The sequence below is a fragment of the Pseudomonas sp. FP2338 genome (genome assembly GCF_030687515.1).
Taxonomy (GTDB): domain Bacteria; phylum Pseudomonadota; class Gammaproteobacteria; order Pseudomonadales; family Pseudomonadaceae; genus Aquipseudomonas; species Aquipseudomonas salomonii.
Window position 1 is genome coordinate 1,032,938 of the sequence record NZ_CP117436.1, and the last position, 17,424, is coordinate 1,050,361.

Annotated in this window: 23 protein-coding genes; 13 read left to right on the plus strand and 10 right to left on the minus strand. The window is 59.0% G+C overall.

The features are described 5' to 3' along the window. The first annotated feature begins 34 nt into the window (after window positions 1–34). The 6 genes from pmbA to PSH96_RS04540 all read left to right on the plus strand — a co-directional run bounded on the left by pmbA (window position 35) and on the right by PSH96_RS04540 (window position 5,274). On the plus strand, window positions 35–1,381 hold the full coding sequence (pmbA, locus tag PSH96_RS04515; RefSeq protein WP_065930272.1) for a metalloprotease PmbA: 1,347 nt from the start codon (window positions 35–37) through the stop codon (window positions 1,379–1,381). Window positions 1,382–1,514: 133 nt separating this feature from the next. Then, on the plus strand, window positions 1,515–1,910 hold the full coding sequence (locus PSH96_RS04520) for a hypothetical protein (protein ID WP_058419314.1): 396 nt from the start codon (window positions 1,515–1,517) through the stop codon (window positions 1,908–1,910). Continuing rightward, complete coding sequence (locus PSH96_RS04525) at window positions 1,903–3,279, plus strand: aspartate ammonia-lyase (RefSeq protein WP_065930274.1); 1,377 nt, start codon at window positions 1,903–1,905, stop codon at window positions 3,277–3,279. The genes PSH96_RS04520 and PSH96_RS04525 overlap by 8 nt, the downstream gene beginning before the upstream one ends. 27 nt (window positions 3,280–3,306) lie before the next feature. Further along, window positions 3,307–3,735 carry a hypothetical protein gene (locus tag PSH96_RS04530; protein WP_065930275.1) on the plus strand — a complete coding sequence of 143 codons (429 nt, stop codon included), beginning with the start codon at window positions 3,307–3,309 and terminating at the stop codon, window positions 3,733–3,735. Window position 3,736: 1 nt separating this feature from the next. Beyond that, entirely contained in the window at window positions 3,737–4,348 is a 612-nt protein-coding gene (locus PSH96_RS04535) for a superoxide dismutase (RefSeq protein ID WP_058419317.1), read from the plus strand. A gap of 32 nt (window positions 4,349–4,380) precedes the next feature. After that, on the plus strand, window positions 4,381–5,274 hold the full coding sequence (locus PSH96_RS04540; RefSeq protein ID WP_065930277.1) for a ZIP family metal transporter: 894 nt from the start codon (window positions 4,381–4,383) through the stop codon (window positions 5,272–5,274). A gap of 37 nt (window positions 5,275–5,311) precedes the next feature. Here PSH96_RS04540 and PSH96_RS04545 read toward each other — a convergent pair whose 3' ends face one another. The 10 genes from PSH96_RS04545 to PSH96_RS04590 form a co-directional block, all read right to left on the minus strand. After that, window positions 5,312–5,584, minus strand: a complete 273-nt coding sequence (locus PSH96_RS04545; protein WP_017138240.1) for an HPr family phosphocarrier protein — start codon at window positions 5,582–5,584, stop codon at window positions 5,312–5,314. A 16-nt stretch (window positions 5,585–5,600) separates the two neighbouring features. After that, on the minus strand, window positions 5,601–6,458 hold the full coding sequence (gene rapZ, locus PSH96_RS04550; RefSeq protein WP_056859026.1) for an RNase adapter RapZ: 858 nt from the start codon (window positions 6,456–6,458) through the stop codon (window positions 5,601–5,603). Between the two features lie 2 nt (window positions 6,459–6,460). Beyond that, complete coding sequence (ptsN, locus tag PSH96_RS04555; protein WP_236373536.1) at window positions 6,461–6,925, minus strand: PTS IIA-like nitrogen regulatory protein PtsN; 465 nt, start codon at window positions 6,923–6,925, stop codon at window positions 6,461–6,463. A 9-nt stretch (window positions 6,926–6,934) separates the two neighbouring features. Then, window positions 6,935–7,240 carry a ribosome hibernation-promoting factor, HPF/YfiA family gene (hpf, locus tag PSH96_RS04560; RefSeq protein ID WP_003171804.1) on the minus strand — a complete coding sequence of 102 codons (306 nt, stop codon included), beginning with the start codon at window positions 7,238–7,240 and terminating at the stop codon, window positions 6,935–6,937. Window positions 7,241–7,315: 75 nt separating this feature from the next. Further along, window positions 7,316–8,809: an RNA polymerase factor sigma-54 gene (locus tag PSH96_RS04565; protein WP_305457774.1), complete on the minus strand. Its 1,494-nt coding sequence runs from the start codon at window positions 8,807–8,809 to the stop codon at window positions 7,316–7,318. A 184-nt stretch (window positions 8,810–8,993) separates the two neighbouring features. Next, complete coding sequence (gene lptB, locus PSH96_RS04570; RefSeq protein WP_016974288.1) at window positions 8,994–9,719, minus strand: LPS export ABC transporter ATP-binding protein; 726 nt, start codon at window positions 9,717–9,719, stop codon at window positions 8,994–8,996. Next, window positions 9,719–10,291 carry a lipopolysaccharide transport periplasmic protein LptA gene (lptA, locus tag PSH96_RS04575; RefSeq protein ID WP_065930282.1) on the minus strand — a complete coding sequence of 191 codons (573 nt, stop codon included), beginning with the start codon at window positions 10,289–10,291 and terminating at the stop codon, window positions 9,719–9,721. The genes lptB and lptA overlap by 1 nt, the downstream gene beginning before the upstream one ends. After that, window positions 10,278–10,850, minus strand: coding sequence for an LPS export ABC transporter periplasmic protein LptC (gene lptC, locus PSH96_RS04580; protein WP_056859022.1), 573 nt, complete (start codon window positions 10,848–10,850; stop codon window positions 10,278–10,280). Before lptC ends, lptA begins: the two co-directional genes overlap by 14 nt. Before the next feature lie 8 nt (window positions 10,851–10,858). Then, window positions 10,859–11,383 carry an HAD family hydrolase gene (locus PSH96_RS04585; RefSeq protein WP_305457776.1) on the minus strand — a complete coding sequence of 175 codons (525 nt, stop codon included), beginning with the start codon at window positions 11,381–11,383 and terminating at the stop codon, window positions 10,859–10,861. Then, the gene (locus PSH96_RS04590) at window positions 11,384–12,358 is read right to left on the minus strand and encodes a KpsF/GutQ family sugar-phosphate isomerase (protein WP_065930285.1); all 975 of its coding nucleotides are present in this window, start codon (window positions 12,356–12,358) and stop codon (window positions 11,384–11,386) included. A 287-nt stretch (window positions 12,359–12,645) separates the two neighbouring features. Between PSH96_RS04590 and PSH96_RS04595 the strand changes: the two genes are divergently transcribed. From PSH96_RS04595 to murA, 7 genes are all read left to right on the plus strand, one after another. After that, window positions 12,646–13,455, plus strand: a complete 810-nt coding sequence (locus PSH96_RS04595) for an ATP-binding cassette domain-containing protein (RefSeq protein ID WP_305457778.1) — start codon at window positions 12,646–12,648, stop codon at window positions 13,453–13,455. After that, window positions 13,455–14,252, plus strand: a complete 798-nt coding sequence (gene mlaE / locus PSH96_RS04600) for a lipid asymmetry maintenance ABC transporter permease subunit MlaE (RefSeq protein WP_056859019.1) — start codon at window positions 13,455–13,457, stop codon at window positions 14,250–14,252. The genes PSH96_RS04595 and mlaE overlap by 1 nt, the downstream gene beginning before the upstream one ends. Beyond that, complete coding sequence (gene mlaD, locus PSH96_RS04605; protein WP_005784855.1) at window positions 14,252–14,719, plus strand: outer membrane lipid asymmetry maintenance protein MlaD; 468 nt, start codon at window positions 14,252–14,254, stop codon at window positions 14,717–14,719. The genes mlaE and mlaD overlap by 1 nt, the downstream gene beginning before the upstream one ends. Window positions 14,720–14,730: 11 nt before the next feature. Next, on the plus strand, window positions 14,731–15,378 hold the full coding sequence (locus PSH96_RS04610) for a phospholipid-binding protein MlaC (RefSeq protein ID WP_305457781.1): 648 nt from the start codon (window positions 14,731–14,733) through the stop codon (window positions 15,376–15,378). Continuing rightward, complete coding sequence (locus tag PSH96_RS04615) at window positions 15,375–15,680, plus strand: lipid asymmetry maintenance protein MlaB (RefSeq protein WP_056859017.1); 306 nt, start codon at window positions 15,375–15,377, stop codon at window positions 15,678–15,680. Before PSH96_RS04610 ends, PSH96_RS04615 begins: the two co-directional genes overlap by 4 nt. Before the next feature lie 114 nt (window positions 15,681–15,794). Beyond that, the gene (locus tag PSH96_RS04620; protein WP_065930287.1) at window positions 15,795–16,034 is read left to right on the plus strand and encodes a BolA family protein; all 240 of its coding nucleotides are present in this window, start codon (window positions 15,795–15,797) and stop codon (window positions 16,032–16,034) included. A gap of 23 nt (window positions 16,035–16,057) precedes the next feature. Further along, complete coding sequence (gene murA / locus PSH96_RS04625; protein ID WP_017138227.1) at window positions 16,058–17,323, plus strand: UDP-N-acetylglucosamine 1-carboxyvinyltransferase; 1,266 nt, start codon at window positions 16,058–16,060, stop codon at window positions 17,321–17,323. The last annotated feature ends 101 nt before the right edge of the window (window positions 17,324–17,424 follow it).

Sequence of the window (17,424 nt, forward strand, 5' to 3'; positions counted from 1 at the left end):
CTTAACCGAAAGCAGAATTTGAGTGGAGAAAACCATGAGTGCAGCCCAAAGCGTCGGTCCGCAAGCGTTACCGGCACTGCAGGAACAAGTCGAGCAGATCCTTGCCGAGGCCAAGCGCCAGGGGGCCAGTGCCTGTGAAGTAGCCGTTTCGCTGGAGCAGGGGCTGTCGACGTCGGTGCGCCAGCGTGAGGTGGAAACCGTCGAATTCAATCGCGACCAGGGTTTCGGCATCACGTTGTATGCCGGGCAGCGCAAAGGCTCGGCCAGTACCTCCGCCAGTGGGCCGGAAGCGATTCGTGAAACCGTCGCGGCGGCGCTGGCGATTGCCAAGCACACTTCCGAAGATGAAAGCTCGGGCCTGGCCGACAAAGCGCTGATGGCCAAGGACTTGAAGGACTTCGATCTGTTTCACGCCTGGGACATCACGCCCGAGCAAGCGATCGAAAAGGCTCTGATCTGCGAAGCCGCCGCGTTTGATGCCGATGCCCGCATCAAGAACGCCGATGGCACCACGTTGAGCACTCATCAAGGCTGCCGTGTCTACGGTAACAGCCATGGTTTTATCGGCGGTTATGCCTCCACTCGGCATAGCTTGAGCTGCGTGATGATCGCCGAAGCCAATGGCCAGATGCAGCGCGATTACTGGTACGACGTGAGCCGTCAGGGCGAATTGCTGGCCGATCCGGTCAGCATCGGCCAGCGCGCGGCGCAACGTGCAGCCAGCCGCCTGGGCGCGCGCCCGGTACCAACCTGTGAAGTGCCGGTGCTGTTTTCGGCTGAGCTGGCCGGTGGTTTGTTCGGCAGTTTCCTGGGCGCGATTTCCGGCGGCAACCTGTACCGAAAATCCTCGTTCCTTGAAGGTGCGATTGGCCAGAAGCTGTTTCCTGAATGGCTGACCCTCGATGAGCGCCCGCATTTGATGCGTGCCATGGGCAGTTCGGCATTCGACGGTGATGGCCTGGCCACCTATGCCAAACCGTTCGTCGAGAACGGCGAGTTGGTGTCCTACGTACTGGGCACTTACGCCGGTCGCAAGCTGGGCCTGCCAAGCACGGCGAATGCCGGTGGCGTGCACAACCTGTTCGTCACCCATGGCGACGAAGACCAGGCAGCGCTGTTGCGTCGTATGGGGCGCGGTCTGCTGGTCACCGAGCTGATGGGCAGTGGCCTGAATATGGTGACCGGTGATTACTCGCGCGGCGCAGCGGGATTCTGGGTAGAAAATGGCGAGATTCAGTTCGCTGTCCAGGAAGTGACTATTGCCGGCAACATGCGCGATATGTTCAAGCAGATCGTCGCAGTGGGGAATGACCTGGAGCTGCGCAGTAACATTCGCACCGGTTCGGTGCTGATTGAGCGGATGACCGTCGCCGGCAGTTAACGGCGCGACGCTTCATGAAAAGGCACGCCATCCTCGAGATGGCGTGCCTTTTTTTATGGCTGCGATTTGCCATGCTTGTTTTGATTCTCAATATCATTTAATAATAAATATCATTACCGAATGAGCGTGGATCATGAGTTCTGTCCTGCATGAGGATCCGTACCTGGAAAGTTGGCGTTGGATGAGTCGTCAGATTCGCTGCGGTCTCGATCCCAATGAGCCGCGCCTGATCGAACATTACCTCAACGAGGGTCGATACCTGGCGTGCTGCACCGCGACCCATCCGTGGACGATCGCCGAAACGTCATTCCGCCTTTTGATCGACACCGCCAGCGACATCGCCTTGCCCTGGCACTGGCGATCCATGTGCCTGGACCAGGCCTGGCGCCCACTGCGCGACCTGGAAAAACTTTCCCACTGTGCCTGCCGCCTCAAGCGCTGGCAGACCTTTGCCTGGCAATTGGCGACCTGCGAATTGCTGCCGTCTATTTCTCACTCCGACCTGGTGCAAGGATCAAACGATGAGTAACACCCGTATCGAACGCGACAGCATGGGCGAGCTGCAAGTACCCGCCGAGGCCCTGTATGGCGCGCAAACCCAGCGCGCGGTGAACAACTTTCCGATCAGCCATCAACGCATGCCGGCGCAATTCATTCGCGCCCTGATCCTGGCCAAGGCCGCCGCCGCCAAGGTCAACGTCGACCTCAAGCAAATCAGCGAAGGGCAGGGCAAGGCCATCGTTGACGCGGCCCAGGGCCTGCTCGAAGGCAACTTCATGCCGCACTTCCCGGTGGATATCTTCCAGACCGGCTCCGGCACCAGTTCCAACATGAACGCCAACGAGGTGATTGCGACCCTGGCCAGCCGCTTGCTGGGCGAGCCGGTCAACCCCAATGACCACGTGAACTGTGGCCAGAGCAGCAACGACATTATCCCAACCACCATCCACGTCAGCGCAGCCTTGGTGCTGCATGAGCAAACGCTGCCGGCCTTGCTGCATTTGGTACAGGTCATCGAGCAAAAGGCCGAAGAAGTCCACCCGTTCATCAAGACCGGCCGCACGCACCTGATGGACGCCATGCCGGTGCGCATGAGCCAGGTGCTTAATGGTTGGGCGCAACAGCTCAAGGCCAATATCGGCCACTTGCAGGATTTGCTGCCGAGCTTGCAGGCCTTGGCACAGGGTGGCACAGCGGTTGGCACCGGGATCAATGCACACCCGGAATTTGCGGCGCGTTTCAGTCAGCAATTAAGCAGCCTGACCGGGGTGAAATTCACACCGGGCAAAAACCTGTTTGCGCTGATCGGCTCCCAGGACACTGCCGTCGCCGTGTCCGGCCAGTTGAAAGCCACCGCGGTGTCGCTGATGAAAATCGCCAACGACCTGCGCTGGATGAACTCCGGCCCGCTCGCGGGCTTGGGTGAGATCGAGCTGGAAGGCTTGCAGCCAGGCTCCTCGATCATGCCGGGCAAGGTCAACCCGGTGATCCCGGAAGCCACCGCCATGGTCGCGGCGCAGGTCATTGGCAATGACACGGTGATCACTGTGGCGGGGCAGTCCGGCAACTTCGAGCTGAACGTGATGCTGCCGATCATCGCCCAGAACCTGCTCAGCAGCCTCGAACTGCTGGCCAATTCCAGCCGCCTGCTGGCCGACAAGGCCATTGCCAGCTTCAAGGTCAACGAAGCCAAGCTGAAGGAGGCGCTGTCGCGCAACCCGATCCTGGTCACCGCACTCAACCCGATCATTGGTTACCAAAAGGCCGCTGAAATCGCCAAGAAGGCCTATCAGCAAGGCCGCCCGGTGATCGATGTCGCCCTCGAGCACACCGACTTGCCACGTAGCCAACTGGAGATCCTGCTGGACCCGGAAAAGCTCACGGCCGGCGGCGTGTAATCACCGACCCTGCTTTGGAGGCTCACCATGGAGCACTGGAAACGCACGATCGAACGGGCTAATCGCTGTTTTATGGCGGGCGAGCTGGTCGACGCTCGCGAAGCCTATCTGCAAGCCCTGGCCCTGGCTCAAGTGTTGTTCGAGCGTTGGGCGGATGCCGACGAAGCAGTGGCGGCCTGCGTCATTTCCCATCACAACCTGGCGGACCTGCACCTGCGCCTCAACCAGCCGGAGGAAAGTGCGGAATACCTCTGCGCCATTCACCAGCGGCTGTTGCAGACCATGCAGGACCCGCGTCTGAGCCCGCAACTGCGCGAGGCGGCGCTGCGCCAGAGCAGCAAGACCTATGTCGAACTGTTGAATTTCATCAGCGATCACGGCGAATACCCGCGTACCCATCGCCTGCTGGGTGGTGCTGCGGCGCAACCGATCACTCCACACTACGGAGCACATTGATATGACCTACACCTTGCCTGCCCTGCCTTACGCCTACGATGCCCTGGAACCGCATATCGATGCGCAAACCATGGAGATCCACTACACCAAGCATCACCAGACCTACATCAACAACCTGAATGCTGCGGTCGAAGGTACGGAGTTTGCGGGCTGGCCGGTAGAGAAGTTGGTGTCCAGCGTGCAGCAACTGCCGGAAAAACTGCGTGCTGCCGTGATCAACCAAGGCGGTGGTCATGCGAACCACTCGTTGTTCTGGGCGGTGATGTCGCCAAAGGGCGGCGGCAAACCCGAAGGTGCACTGGGCAAAGCCATCGACGAGCAATTGGGCGGCTTCGACAGTTTCAAAGAGGCCTTCACCAAGGCCGCCTTGACCCGTTTCGGCAGCGGCTGGGCCTGGCTGAGCGTCACCCCGCAGAAGACGCTGGTGGTGGAAAGCAGTGGCAATCAGGACAGCCCGTTGATGAGCGGCAACACGCCGATCCTCGGTCTGGACGTGTGGGAGCACGCCTATTACCTGCTGTATCAGAACCGTCGCCCGGAATACATCAACGCCTTCTACAGCGTCATCAACTGGCCGGAAGTCGCCGCACGCTACCAGGCCGCTTTGGCCTGATTTTCACTCTATAACAAGATCTAAGGCCGACTATGGGCACTGAAACACTGGCGATCAGCAGCGGGCGAATGTTTCGTTATGCGTTTGGCTCGCTGTTGCTGTTGGCAGGGACTGCATTGCTGGTGGCCCACGGGCTGGCCTGGCTGAACCTTGAACCCCGTATCCTGCGCGCTTTGCAGGGTGGGGCGATCTGCGCGCTCGGCACTGCGCTGGGCGCGGTGCCCGTGCTGGTAATACGCCGCATGCCGGTAGCGCTGAGCGATACCTTGCTGGGCTTTGGTGCCGGGGTAATGTTGGCGGCAACTGCGTTTTCGCTGATCGTGCCCGGTATTGCAGCCGCTGAAGGCCTAGGGCTCTCACCTTGGGGCGCCAGTGGGTTGATCAGCTTCGGCATTATGCTCGGCGCGTTCGGGTTGTATCTGGTGGACCGCAAGGTCTCCGGCGCGAGCCCGGAAATGCTGGTGGGCACGCCGGATAAACCGGTTATTCCGCCGCGCATCTGGCTGTTTGTGTTCGCCATCATTGCCCATAACATTCCGGAAGGCATGGCGGTGGGGGTTTCTGCCGGTGGCGGCATGCCGGATGCCGACAGCCTGGCCATGGGCATTGCCCTGCAGGATGTGCCGGAAGGGTTGGTGATCGCACTGGTGCTGGCAGGGGCGGGCATGTCGCGGGTCAAAGCGTTCCTGATCGGCGCTGCGTCAGGATTGGTCGAGCCAGTGTTTGCCGTGCTGTGTGCATGGCTGGTGAGTCTGGCAGAGGTTCTGTTGCCATTGGGGCTTGCGCTGGCGGCGGGGGCTATGTTGCTGGTGGTGACTCACGAAGTGATCCCGGAATCGCGCCGCAACGGTCACGAAAAGCTTGCCAGCCTGGGGTTGTGCATCGGGTTTTGTCTGATGATGGTGATGGACACCGCATTAGGGTGAGGCCATTGCAGCCTCACACCTGTCTCAAAGGGTGGGTTTATTCACCTTCGTCAAAGTAGTTATTGATCAGCTTAACCAGGGCGTCCATCGCTTCCTGCTCTTGTTCGCCTTCGGTCTTCAAGTGAATCTTGGTGCCCTTGCCCGCGGCCAGCATCATCATGGCCATGATGCTTTTGCCATCGACCATCGACTCTGGCGTGCGCCCGGCGCGGATCTGGCAAGGGAACTGCCCGGCAACGCCGACGAATTTAGCCGAGGCGCGGGCGTGCAGGCCCAGCTTGTTGATGATTTCAATTTCCAGAGCGGGCATCGCGGGGGTGTTCCTTTCAGCTAAGGTCGCGGTGGCGAACCTGGACGTTCTTGAGGGTTTGTTGCAGCACCTGGCCCAGGCGTTCGGTCAGGTAGACGGAGCGATGGTGGCCGCCGGTGCAGCCGATGGCAATGGTGACATAAGCCCGATTACTTGCGGCAAAGCGCGGTAACCATTTGAGCAGGTAGCTGGAGATATCCTGGAACATCTCCTCGACATCCGGTTGCGCCGCCAGGTACTCGGCCACCGGCTGGTCCAAACCGGACTGGTCACGCAGCTCCGGCTTCCAGTAAGGGTTGGGCAGGCAGCGCACGTCGAACACCAGATCGGCATCCACCGGCATCCCGCGCTTGAACCCGAACGACTCAACCAGAAAGGCCGTGCCTGGCTCCGGCTGGTTCAGCAGGCGCAGCTTGATCGCATCGCGCAACTGATACAGGTTGAGGTCCGTGGTGTTGATCTTGAGATCAGCGAGGTCAATGATCGGCCCTAACAGCGAGGTTTCGTCCTCGATGGCTTCGGCCAGGGAGCGATGCGGGCTGCTGAGGGGGTGACGTCGACGGGTTTCGGAGAAACGCTTGAGCAGCGTCTCCTCGTCGGCATCCAGGTACAGCACATCGCAATGAATATGCTTGGCGCGTACTTCCTCGAGCAGTTGCGGGAAGCGCTCAAGGTGGCTGGGCAGGTTGCGGGCGTCAATCGAGACGGCCACCAGTGGCTGCGCCAGTTCAGTGTGGATCAGGGCGCGTTCGGCCAACTCCGGCAGCAGGCCCGCCGGCAGGTTGTCGATGCAATAGAAACCATTGTCCTCAAGGACGTTGAGGGCGGTGCTTTTACCCGAGCCGGAACGGCCGCTGACGATGATCAAACGCATGATTACTGCCTGTTTTGCTCATCGAGTACAACCTGATATAGCGCCTCGTTGCTGCTGGCACTGCGCAGTCTGTCGCGTACTTCCTTGCGGTCGAGCATGCTGGCTATCTGCCGAAGCAGTTCCAGGTGCGCATCGGTGGCGGCTTGCGGGACCAGCAGAACGAACAGCAGGTCAACCGGGGCGCCGTCGATGGCGTCGAAATCGATTTTCTCCTGCAGGTGCAATAGCGCACTGACGGGAGACGTGCAGCCTTCAAGGCGGCAGTGAGGAATGGCGATGCCGTTGCCAAAACCGGTGGAGCCCAGTTTTTCACGGTCGATCAGGGCCTTGAACACGACTTGCTCATCCAGCTCAGGCACTTCACGGCTGATCAGGTTGGCGATGTGTTCGAGGGCTTTTTTCTTACTGCCGCCCGGCGCGTTCACGAGGGAACGGCCGGGGGTCAGGATGGTTTCAAGTTGGATCATGGGGGAGAGTTAACGACCTGTACCTTGCATCAGGTGCAGATTCTTTTCCTTATGCTTTATGAGTTGGCGGTCCAGCTTGTCGTAGAGCGAGTCAATCGCCGCATACATGTCTTCATGCTCGGCATTGGCGACGAGCTTCGCATTCGGTACATGCAGGGTGGCCTCGATTTTCTGCTTGAGCTTATCGACCTCCATGATGACCTGCACGTTGGTGATCTTGTCAAAATGCCCCGCAAGCTTGTTCAGCTTACTTTCGGTGTACTCACGCAGGGGCTTGGTGACTTCCAGTTGGTGTCCACTGATGTTGACTTGCATACAGCTTCTCCTTCGTTGCCAGTGCATAAAGCGGTGGGTAGGAATACCCACCACTGGAACGCTATGGCCCGCCCGTCACATCAAACGCTTACGCTCGCTGGAAGGCGCGATCCCGAGGGACTCGCGGTACTTGGCGACGGTTCGACGGGCGACCTGAATGCCTTGTGCCTCCAGTAAACCAGCGATCTTACTGTCACTCAATGGCTTTTTCTGATTTTCCGCCGCAACCAGTTTTTTGATGATCGCGCGGATCGCTGTGGACGAGCATTCACCGCCTTCGGAGGTGCTGACGTGGCTGGAGAAAAAGTATTTCAGCTCATAAATACCCCGTGGGGTATGCATGAATTTCTGTGTGGTCACGCGGGAAATCGTCGATTCATGCATGCCCACAGCCTCGGCAATGTCATGCAGGACCAGCGGCTTCATCGCCTCGTCGCCATATTCCAGGAAGCCGCGCTGGTGCTCGACGATCTGGGTGGCCACTTTCATCAGGGTTTCGTTGCGGCTTTGCAGGCTCTTGATGAACCAGCGCGCTTCCTGCAATTGGTTGCGCATGAAGGTGTTGTCGGCGCTGGTGTCGGCGCGGCGCACAAAGCCTGCGTACTGCGGGTTGACCCGCAGGCGTGGCACCGACTCCTGGTTCAGCTCCACCAGCCAGCGTTCGTTGTCTTTGCGCACGATCACGTCAGGCACGACATATTCGGCTTCGCTGGACTCGATCTGCGAGCCGGGGCGCGGGTTGAGGCTCTGCACCAGTTCGATGACCTGGCGCAGGTCATCTTCCTTGAGCTTCATGCGGCGCATCAACTGGCTGTAGTCGCGGCTGCCCAGCAGGTCGATGTAGTCGGTGACCAGGCGCTGGGCCTCGACGAGCCAAGGGGTCTTGGCCGGCAGTTGGCGCAGTTGCAGCAACAGGCATTCGCTCAAGGTGCGAGCGCCAATGCCGGCAGGCTCGAACTGTTGGATGCGATGCAGGACGGCTTCGATTTCGTCCAGCTCGATGTCCAGTTCCGGGTCGAAGGCTTCCAGAATCTCGTCGAGCGTCTCGTCCAGGTAGCCCTGATTGTTGATGCAGTCGATCAGGGTTACGGCGATCAGGCGATCGGTGTCGGACATCGGCGCCAGGTTCAGTTGCCACAGCAAATGGCTTTGCAGGCTCTCACCGGCGGACGTGCGGGTAGTGAAGTCCCACTCGTCGTCGTCATTGCTGGGCAGGCTGCTGGCGCTGGTCTGGTAGACGTCTTCCCAGGCGGTGTCGACGGGAAGCTCGTTGGGAATGCGTTCGTTCCATTCGCCTTCCTCAAGGTTATCCACTGTAGGGGCGGTTTCCTGATAGGACGGTTCCTGCACATCGGGGTTGGGTTTTTGCTCGATGTTGTCGGCCAGCGGGTCTGCATTATCGAAGTCGTCGCCTTCTTCCTGGCGTTCGAGCATCGGATTGGACTCCAGGGCCTCCTGGATTTCCTGTTGCAGGTCCAGTGTCGACAATTGGAGCAGGCGGATGGCCTGTTGCAGCTGCGGTGTCATCGTCAGCTGCTGGCCCATTCTCAGGACTAGCGATGGTTTCATGGCAGGGGCTTAACACCTTATTCGCCGGCGCAATGCGCCATCCACGACAGGGCGCGTGAGCGCCAAACATAAGCAAATTATATGCCTGATATCAGGGGCTTTGCCTAGAGCGCGGTAACAATAAAAAAACTGAGGTTTTTATTGACTTGCACGCGCCCCTGGCACTGGCCTGATACCACCGTGTTTACAGGCGGAACTCGTGACCCAGGTACACTTCCTTCACCAGTTCATTGGCCAGGATAGTGGCGGAATCACCTTCTGCAATCAGTTGCCCATCGTTGACGATATAGGCGGTTTCGCAGATATCGAGCGTCTCACGCACGTTGTGGTCGGTGATTAATACACCGATGCCCTTGGCCTTGAGGTGATGGATGATCTGCTTGATATCGCCAACCGAGATCGGGTCGACACCGGCAAAAGGTTCGTCCAGCAGGATGAACTTCGGCGCGGTAGCCAGTGCACGGGCGATTTCCACTCGGCGACGCTCACCACCGGACAAGCTCATGCCGAGGTTGTCGCGGATGTGGTTGATGTGGAACTCCTGCAGCAGGCTTTCCAGCTCTTTGCGACGGCCGTCACGGTCGAGCTCCTTGCGGGTCTCGAGGATCGCCATGATGTTGTCGGACACCGACAGTTTGCGGAAGATCGACGCCTCCTGGGGAAGATAGCCGATTCCCGCGCGCGCACGACCGTGCATCGGCTGGTGGCTTACGTCCAGATCGTCAATCAATACACGGCCCTGATCCGCCTGGACCAGGCCAACAATCATATAGAAGCAGGTGGTCTTGCCGGCGCCGTTAGGGCCGAGCAAGCCGACGATCTGGCCGCTGTCGATCGACAGGCTGACGTCGCGTACGACCTGACGGCTTTTATAAGCTTTGGCCAGATGCTGGGCTTTCAGGGTTGCCATTAGTTCGTCTTCTTCGCAGCGGGTTTAGGCGCAGGGGCGGCAGCGTCTTTCTGTTTCGGCTGGATCACCATGTCGATGCGAGGACGGGGTTGCGTGACCTTGCTGCCATTGGCGCGACCGGCGGTGGCGATCTGTTTGACGGTGTCGTAGGTGATTTTTTCACCTTCGGTGGTGTTGCCGTCAGTGCTGACAACCCGTGCCTGGTCGATCAGGACAATGCGGTTCTGCTGGGCGTGATACTGGATGGTCTTACCGTAGCCCTGCATCGGCTTCTTGTCGGTAACCGACTGCATCTGTTCGAAGTAAGCCAGGTTGCCTACCGAAGTCACCACGTCGATGTCACCAGCCGGGGTACGAGTCAGCGTTACCGTGTTGCCGGTAATCTTCATCGAGCCCTGGATAATGACCACGCCACCGGAATAGGTGGCGACACCTTGCTTGTCATCCAGCTGCGCATCGTCAGCCTGAATGCGGATCGGTTGCTGGCTATCGTTCGGCAGAGCCCAGGCGCTCACGCTTCCCAGTGCTGCGCCCAGACCGAGCAAAATAGGGAGGGTTTTAACGAGCCTCATACTGTCCTCTTACGTTCGATAGCAGGTGTATCCTGCTTTCTTTCAAATACGCTTTCATTCCCTTGCCAGTCGATACACCGCCAGCGCCGTCAATTCTAACGTCTTGCTCGGTCTGCGCATATTGCTGTTGTGGGAAAACGGTCATGCGACTGCTGGTGATGATGGTGTCACGCTTCTGTTCATCGGTGCGCGCGACGCGCACCGAGTCGATCAACTCAACCTGGGTGCCGTCCGCATTGACCTCGCCCCGTTTGCTGGTGACGTGCCACGGAAAGTCGGTGCCGCGGAACAGGTTCAGGTCCGGGTTGGTCAGCAGGCTGACGTCGGAGGCTTTGACGTGCTCCACCTTATCGGAGGTCATCTCGTATTGGACCTTGCCGTCGGGCATGAACTGCACCGTATAGGCATTGGTGGCGAAATTGTCGATCAGCCCCTCGTCAACCTGTGCTACAGGCTTGTCGAGAAAGCGCTCCGGGCTGATATTCCAGTAGCCCACCGCCAGGAACAGCGCGGCGATGACTCCGAATAACAGGAAGTTGCGAATCTTTTTGCTCAGCATAAAACGCTCTATAAGTAGGCGGCGTGGGCCGCTTCAAGACTGCCCTGGGCACGCAGGATCAATTCGCAGAACTCGCGGGCCGCGCCTTCGCCGCCACGTGCGACAGTAATGCCATGGGCGTGTTCACGCACAAATGCCGCCGCATTGGCGACGGCCATACCCAGGCCCACTCGGCGAATGACCGGCAGGTCAGGCAGATCATCACCCAGGTACGCAACCTGCTCATAGCTTAGGTTGAGTTGGCCAAGAAGCGCGTCCAGAACCACCAGTTTATCCTCACGGCCTTGATACAGGTGAGGAATCCCCAGGTTTTGTGCGCGGCGTTCCACAACCGGTGTCTTTCGACCACTGATAATCGCCGTTTGCACACCGGCGGCCATCAACATTTTGATGCCCTGGCCGTCGAGGGTGTTAAAGGTCTTGAATTCGCTGCCATCTTCGAGGAAGTACAGGCGGCCATCGGTCAGCACGCCGTCCACGTCGAAAATCGCCAGTTTGATGTTTTTGCCGCGTTGCAGCAGGTCGCTGGTCATTTACATCACTCCCGCACGCAGCAAGTCGTGCATGTTCAGGGCGCCGATCGGGCGGTCGTCACTATTGACCACCACCAGCGCGCCAATCTTATGGTCTTCCATGATCTTCAGCGCTTCGGCTGCAAGCATCTCGGGGCGGGCGGTCTTGCCGTGGGGCGTCATCACCGCATCGATAGTCGCGGTGTGGATATCGATGGTGCGGTCCAGGGTGCGGCGCAGGTCGCCGTCGGTGAAGACCCCGGCCAGGCGCCCGTCGGCTTCCAGGATCACGGTCATGCCCAGGCCCTTGCGGGTCATTTCCATCAGTGCGTCTTTGAGCAGGGTGCCGCGTTGTACGTGGGGCAGTTCATCGCCCGAATGCATGACATTTTCCACTTTGAGCAGCAGGCGACGACCCAGCGCGCCGCCGGGGTGCGAAAACGCGAAGTCTTCAGCGGTAAAACCACGGGCTTCCAGCAACGCCACGGCCAGGGCGTCGCCCATCACCAGGGCGGCGGTGGTGGAGGAGGTCGGTGCCAGGTTAAGCGGGCAGGCTTCGTGGGCCACATGCACGTTCAAATTGACTTCGGCAGCCTTGGCCAGCGTGGATTCCGGGTTGCCGGTGAGGCTGATCATCTTGATGCCCAGGCGCTTGATCAAGGGCAGCAAGGTCACGATTTCGTTGGTGGTGCCGGAGTTCGACAGCGCCAGGATAATGTCATCCTTGGTGATCATGCCCATGTCACCGTGGCTGGCTTCAGCCGGGTGCACGAAAAACGCCGTGGTCCCGGTGCTGGCCAGGGTGGCGGCGATCTTGTTGCCGACGTGGCCGGATTTGCCCATGCCGACCACCACCACGCGGCCCTTGCTGGCCAGAATCATCTCGCAGGCGCGTACGAAATCTGCGTCGATATGGGCCAGTAAACCTTCTACGGCTTCAAGCTCGAGGCGGATGGTGCGTTGTGCGGATTGAATAAGGTCGCTGGATTGGCTCATGTCTGAAATCGTATAGCCTGACGAAAAGTCGGCGATTATAGCGGTAATGATCAAATCCCTCACGCTAGTTATTCAGCAGGTGCCTGCTATTGATGCACGGTCAGGTGTTTTCCCTGTCCCGAATCTGAACAAGCGCTGTTCCGGCCTTGGGGGCTCTGTACCAGCAGTGATATAGTTCGCCGCCAGTTCGGTCGGCCCAAGCCATGCCGCTAACTTTTGTGCATCTGTTGCAAACGAAAGTCGCAAGCATGGTGTCTGAGTGAAAGGCTGCATCCCAAGGAGATTAGATGAGTGCCGATAACGCCTACGCGGTCGAGCTGAAGGGCCTTACCTTCAAGCGCGGTTCGCGCAGCATCTTCAATAACGTCGATATTCGCATTCCCCGCGGCAAAGTCACGGGCATCATGGGGCCTTCCGGTTGCGGCAAGACCACTCTGTTGCGCCTGATGGGCATGCAATTGCGGCCCAGCGACGGCGAAGTGTGGGTCAACGGCCAGAACCTGCCGACCCTGTCGCGCAGCGATCTGTTCGATGCGCGCAAGCATATGGGCGTGCTGTTCCAGAGCGGTGCCCTGTTTACCGACCTCGACGTTTTCGAAAACGTAGCGTTTCCGCTGCGGGTGCATACCCAGCTGTCCGATGAAATGATTCGTGACATTGTGCTGCTCAAATTGCAGGCCGTGGGCCTGCGCGGTGCTATCGACCTGATGCCCGACGAGTTGTCCGGTGGCATGAAGCGCCGTGTTGCGCTGGCGCGAGCAATTGCCCTCGATCCGCAGATTCTCATGTATGACGAGCCGTTCGTAGGCCAGGACCCGATCGCCATGGGCGTGCTGGTGCGCCTGATCCGTCTGCTCAACGATGCGTTGGGGATCACCAGTATCGTGGTTTCCCACGACCTGGCCGAAACCGCGAGCATTGCTGACTACCTTTATGTCGTCGGCGATGGCCAGGTGCTGGGGCAGGGCACGCCCGAAGAGCTGATGAACGCTGACAACCCGCGCATTCGCCAATTCATGACCGGCGATCCCGATGGCCCGGTGCCTTTTCATTTTCCGGCAGCGGACTACCGCTCAGATCTTCTGGGGAAGCGCTGATGCGCAAGACATCTTTAATCGAGAAGGTTCGCCTTTTCGGCCGCTCCGGCATCGACTTGATCGAGGTTCTGGGGCGTTCGACGATTTTCCTGTTTCACGCGCTGCTCGGGCGTGGCGGCATTGGCGGCGGTTTCGGCCTGCTGATCAAGCAGCTGCATTCGGTGGGGGTGATGTCCCTGGTCATCATCGTGGTGTCCGGGATATTCATCGGCATGGTGCTGGCGTTGCAGGGGTTCAATATCCTCTCCAGCTACGGTTCGGAGCAGGCAGTCGGGCAGATGGTTGCCCTGACGCTGCTGCGTGAGCTGGGGCCGGTGGTCACCGCCTTGCTGTTTGCCGGGCGTGCGGGGTCTGCATTGACCGCCGAAATCGGCAACATGAAGTCCACCGAACAGTTGTCCAGCCTGGAAATGATCGGCGTGGACCCGCTCAAATATATTGTTGCCCCGCGCCTGTGGGCCGGCTTCATATCCCTGCCGCTGCTGGCGATGATTTTCAGCGTGGTGGGCATCTGGGGTGGTTCGTGGGTGGCGGTTGACTGGTTGGGCGTTTATGACGGCTCGTACTGGGGCAACATGCAAAACAGCGTGACCTTCAGCGGCGACGTGCTCAATGGCATCATCAAAAGCATCGTTTTCGCCTTTGTAGTGACCTGGATCGCCGTATTCCAAGGCTATGACTGTGAGCCCACTTCAGAAGGGATCAGTCGCGCCACCACCAAGACCGTTGTGTACGCCTCGCTGGCGGTACTGGGCCTTGACTTCATTTTGACCGCCTTGATGTTTGGAGATTTCTGATGCAAAACCGCACTGTGGAAATCGGTGTCGGCCTTTTCTTGCTGGCTGGCATCCTGGCTTTACTGTTGCTCGCCCTGCGAGTCAGCGGCCTTTCGGCCAGCCCTACCGCCGATACTTATAAACTTTACGCGTACTTCGACAATATCGCCGGTTTGACGGTCAGAGCTAAAGTGACCATGGCTGGTGTAACCATCGGCAAGGTCACGGCAATCGATCTGGATCGCGACAGCTTCACTGGCCGGGTGACCATGCAAGTCGACAAGAAGGTAGATAATCTGCCGACTGACTCCACTGCATCTATCCTCACTGCTGGGCTGCTGGGCGAGAAGTACATCGGCGTCAGCGTGGGTGGGGAAACAGCCCTGCTCAAGGATGGTTCGACAATCCACGACACACAGTCGTCGTTGGTGCTTGAAGACTTGATCGGTAAATTCCTGCTCAATACGGTCAATAAAGACGCCAAATGAGGAACCTGTTCATGATCTCTACCTTGCGACGTGGCCTGCTGGTGCTGCTGGCAGCGCTGCCGTTGATGGCCAACGCGGCGGGTTCTGCGCACGATCTGGTGCAGGACACGACCAACAAGATGCTGGCTGACCTGACTGCCAACAAAGAGCAGTACAAGCAAGACCCCACCAAGTTCTACGAAGCGCTCAACACCATTGTGGGTCCTGTGGTCGATGCCGAGGGCATTTCCCGCAGCATCATGACGGTCAAGTATTCGCGCAAGGCCACGCCTGCGCAGATGCAAACCTTCCAGGAAAACTTCAAGAAGGGCCTGTTCCAGTTCTATGGCAATGCCCTGCTTGAGTACAACAACCAAGGTATTACCGTCGCTCCAGCCGGGGATGAGTCGGGTGACCGCACCAGCGTCAACATGACCGTCAAAGGCAACAACGGCGCGATTTACCCGGTTCAGTACACGCTGGAGAAGGTCAACGGCGAGTGGAAACTGCGCAACGTGATCATCAACGGCATCAACATCGGCAAGCTGTTCCGCGATCAGTTCGCTGATGCGATGCAGCGTAATGGCAATAACCTGGACAAAACCATCAATGGTTGGGCCGGTGAAGTCGCCAAGGCCAAGGAAGAAACCGACAAGCAAGCCGGGAAGCCTGCGCAATGACCGAGTCGGCTGTTCGTCTTGGTGACGCTGGCGAGTTGTTCCTCAGTGGCGTGCTGGATTACCGCACCGGGCCTGACCTGCGCAAGCAGGGCCAGGCGCTGATCAACAGCAGTAATGCACCAGCGCTGGTGCTTGATTGCTCGGCGGTGACCAAGTCCAGCAGCGTCGGCTTGTCGTTGTTGCTGTGCTTTATGCGTGATGCGCAAGCGGCCAAGAAACCGGTCAGCATCCGCTCAATGCCCGAAGACATGCGTGAAATCGCTGAAGTTTCCGGTATTACCGAGCTGTTGGCGCATCCTTAATACGCATTATTAAAGAAGCCCCCCGTCAGAGTCCTGCTATGCGGGGTTCGCAGGCGCGGGGCTTTTTTGTATGATGTGCGACCCGTGCGCACTGGGCGCCGATAGAGGTTGAGCATGCAGGCCCTAGAAGTTAAAAGCTTCCTTGAAGGAAAGCTGCCCGAAACGAACGTCGAAGTTGAAGGCGAAGGCTGCAATTTCCAGCTGAACGTGATTAGCGATGAACTGGCGGCATTGAGCCCGGTCAAGCGTCAACAGCAGATCTATGCCCATTTGAACCCGTGGATCACCAATGGCAGCATCCATGCGGTCACTATGAAATTTTTCAGCCGCGCGGCCTGGGCCGAGCGCACCTGAGCCCCCAAGGCGTCGAGATTCTTATGGATAAATTGATTATTACCGGTGGTGCCCGCCTTGATGGCGAGATCCGCATTTCCGGTGCAAAAAACTCCGCCTTGCCGATCCTGGCAGCGACCCTGCTGTGCGATGGCCCGGTAACCGTGGCCAACCTGCCGCACCTGCACGACATCACCACCATGATCGAGCTGTTCGGTCGCATGGGTATTGAGCCGGTGATCGACGAGAAGCTGTCTGTCGAAATCGACCCGCGCACCATCAAGACCCTGATTGCTCCGTACGAACTGGTGAAAACCATGCGTGCCTCGATCCTGGTACTGGGCCCGATGGTTGCCCGTTTCGGCGAAGCTGAAGTCGCACTGCCTGGCGGTTGCGCGATTGGCTCGCGCCCTGTCGACCTGCACATCCGTGGCCTTGAAGCCATGGGCGCGGTCATCGACGTAGAAGGTGGCTATATCAAGGCCAAGGCGCCGGAAGGGGGTTTGCGCGGTGCCAACTTCTTCTTTGATACCGTCAGCGTCACCGGTACCGAGAACATCATGATGGCCGCCGCCCTGGCGAACGGTCGCAGCGTGCTGCAAAACGCTGCGCGCGAGCCTGAAGTGGTCGACCTGGCCAACTTCCTCATCGCCATGGGTGCCAACATCACCGGCGCCGGCACCGACACCATCACTATCGACGGTGTGAAGCGTCTGCACTCGGCCACCTACAAAGTGATGCCGGACCGTATCGAGACCGGCACCTACCTGGTTGCCGCCGCCGTTACCGGTGGCCGCGTCAAGGTCAAGGACACCGATCCGACCATCCTGGAAGCCGTGCTGGAAAAACTCAAGGAAGCCGGTGCTGAAATCACTACCGGTGAGGACTGGATCGAGCTGAACATGCACGGCAAGCGGCCAAAAGCCGTAAACGTGCGTACGGCTCCTTATCCGGCGTTCCCGACCGACATGCAGGCGCAGTTCATTTCCTTGAACGCGATTGCCGAAGGCACAGGCGCCGTAATCGAGACCATCTTCGAAAACCGCTTCATGCACGTGTATGAACTACACCGCATGGGCGCCAAGATTCAGGTCGAAGGCAACACCGCCATCGTTACCGGTATCGACAAGCTCAAGGGCGCGCCAGTGATGGCGACCGACCTGCGTGCCTCGGCCAGCCTGGTGATTTCGGCGCTGTGCGCGGACGGCGACACCCTGATCGACCGCATTTACCACATCGACCGTGGTTACGAGTGCATCGAAGAAAAACTGCAGATGCTCGGCGCTAAAATCCGCCGCGTACCGGGCTAGTAACACCGTCACCTGTGGCGAGGGAGCTTGCTCCCGCTGGGTCGCGAAGCGGCCCCCAAGAGCTGGACTGCTGCGCAGTCCAGCGGGAGCAAGCTCCCTCG

Excerpts from the sequence above, each read along its gene's own strand:
- pmbA (WP_065930272.1), top strand. The coding sequence starts at position 35 with ATGAGTGCAGCCCAAAGCGTCGGTCCGCAAGCGTTACCGGCACTGCAG.
- PSH96_RS04520 (WP_058419314.1), top strand. The coding sequence starts at position 1,515 with ATGAGTTCTGTCCTGCATGAGGATCCGTACCTGGAAAGTTGGCGTTGG.
- PSH96_RS04525 (WP_065930274.1), top strand. The coding sequence starts at position 1,903 with ATGAGTAACACCCGTATCGAACGCGACAGCATGGGCGAGCTGCAAGTA.
- PSH96_RS04530 (WP_065930275.1), top strand. The coding sequence starts at position 3,307 with ATGGAGCACTGGAAACGCACGATCGAACGGGCTAATCGCTGTTTTATG.
- PSH96_RS04535 (WP_058419317.1), top strand. The coding sequence starts at position 3,737 with ATGACCTACACCTTGCCTGCCCTGCCTTACGCCTACGATGCCCTGGAA.
- PSH96_RS04540 (WP_065930277.1), top strand. The coding sequence starts at position 4,381 with ATGGGCACTGAAACACTGGCGATCAGCAGCGGGCGAATGTTTCGTTAT.
- PSH96_RS04545 (WP_017138240.1), bottom strand. The coding sequence starts at position 5,584 with ATGCCCGCTCTGGAAATTGAAATCATCAACAAGCTGGGCCTGCACGCC.
- rapZ (WP_056859026.1), bottom strand. The coding sequence starts at position 6,458 with ATGCGTTTGATCATCGTCAGCGGCCGTTCCGGCTCGGGTAAAAGCACC.
- ptsN (WP_236373536.1), bottom strand. The coding sequence starts at position 6,925 with ATGATCCAACTTGAAACCATCCTGACCCCCGGCCGTTCCCTCGTGAAC.
- hpf (WP_003171804.1), bottom strand. The coding sequence starts at position 7,240 with ATGCAAGTCAACATCAGTGGACACCAACTGGAAGTCACCAAGCCCCTG.
- PSH96_RS04565 (WP_305457774.1), bottom strand. The coding sequence starts at position 8,809 with ATGAAACCATCGCTAGTCCTGAGAATGGGCCAGCAGCTGACGATGACA.
- lptB (WP_016974288.1), bottom strand. The coding sequence starts at position 9,719 with ATGGCAACCCTGAAAGCCCAGCATCTGGCCAAAGCTTATAAAAGCCGT.
- lptA (WP_065930282.1), bottom strand. The coding sequence starts at position 10,291 with ATGAGGCTCGTTAAAACCCTCCCTATTTTGCTCGGTCTGGGCGCAGCA.
- lptC (WP_056859022.1), bottom strand. The coding sequence starts at position 10,850 with ATGCTGAGCAAAAAGATTCGCAACTTCCTGTTATTCGGAGTCATCGCC.
- PSH96_RS04585 (WP_305457776.1), bottom strand. The coding sequence starts at position 11,383 with ATGACCAGCGACCTGCTGCAACGCGGCAAAAACATCAAACTGGCGATT.
- PSH96_RS04590 (WP_065930285.1), bottom strand. The coding sequence starts at position 12,358 with ATGAGCCAATCCAGCGACCTTATTCAATCCGCACAACGCACCATCCGC.
- PSH96_RS04595 (WP_305457778.1), top strand. The coding sequence starts at position 12,646 with ATGAGTGCCGATAACGCCTACGCGGTCGAGCTGAAGGGCCTTACCTTC.
- mlaE (WP_056859019.1), top strand. The coding sequence starts at position 13,455 with ATGCGCAAGACATCTTTAATCGAGAAGGTTCGCCTTTTCGGCCGCTCC.
- mlaD (WP_005784855.1), top strand. The coding sequence starts at position 14,252 with ATGCAAAACCGCACTGTGGAAATCGGTGTCGGCCTTTTCTTGCTGGCT.
- PSH96_RS04610 (WP_305457781.1), top strand. The coding sequence starts at position 14,731 with ATGATCTCTACCTTGCGACGTGGCCTGCTGGTGCTGCTGGCAGCGCTG.
- PSH96_RS04615 (WP_056859017.1), top strand. The coding sequence starts at position 15,375 with ATGACCGAGTCGGCTGTTCGTCTTGGTGACGCTGGCGAGTTGTTCCTC.
- PSH96_RS04620 (WP_065930287.1), top strand. The coding sequence starts at position 15,795 with ATGCAGGCCCTAGAAGTTAAAAGCTTCCTTGAAGGAAAGCTGCCCGAA.
- murA (WP_017138227.1), top strand. The coding sequence starts at position 16,058 with ATGGATAAATTGATTATTACCGGTGGTGCCCGCCTTGATGGCGAGATC.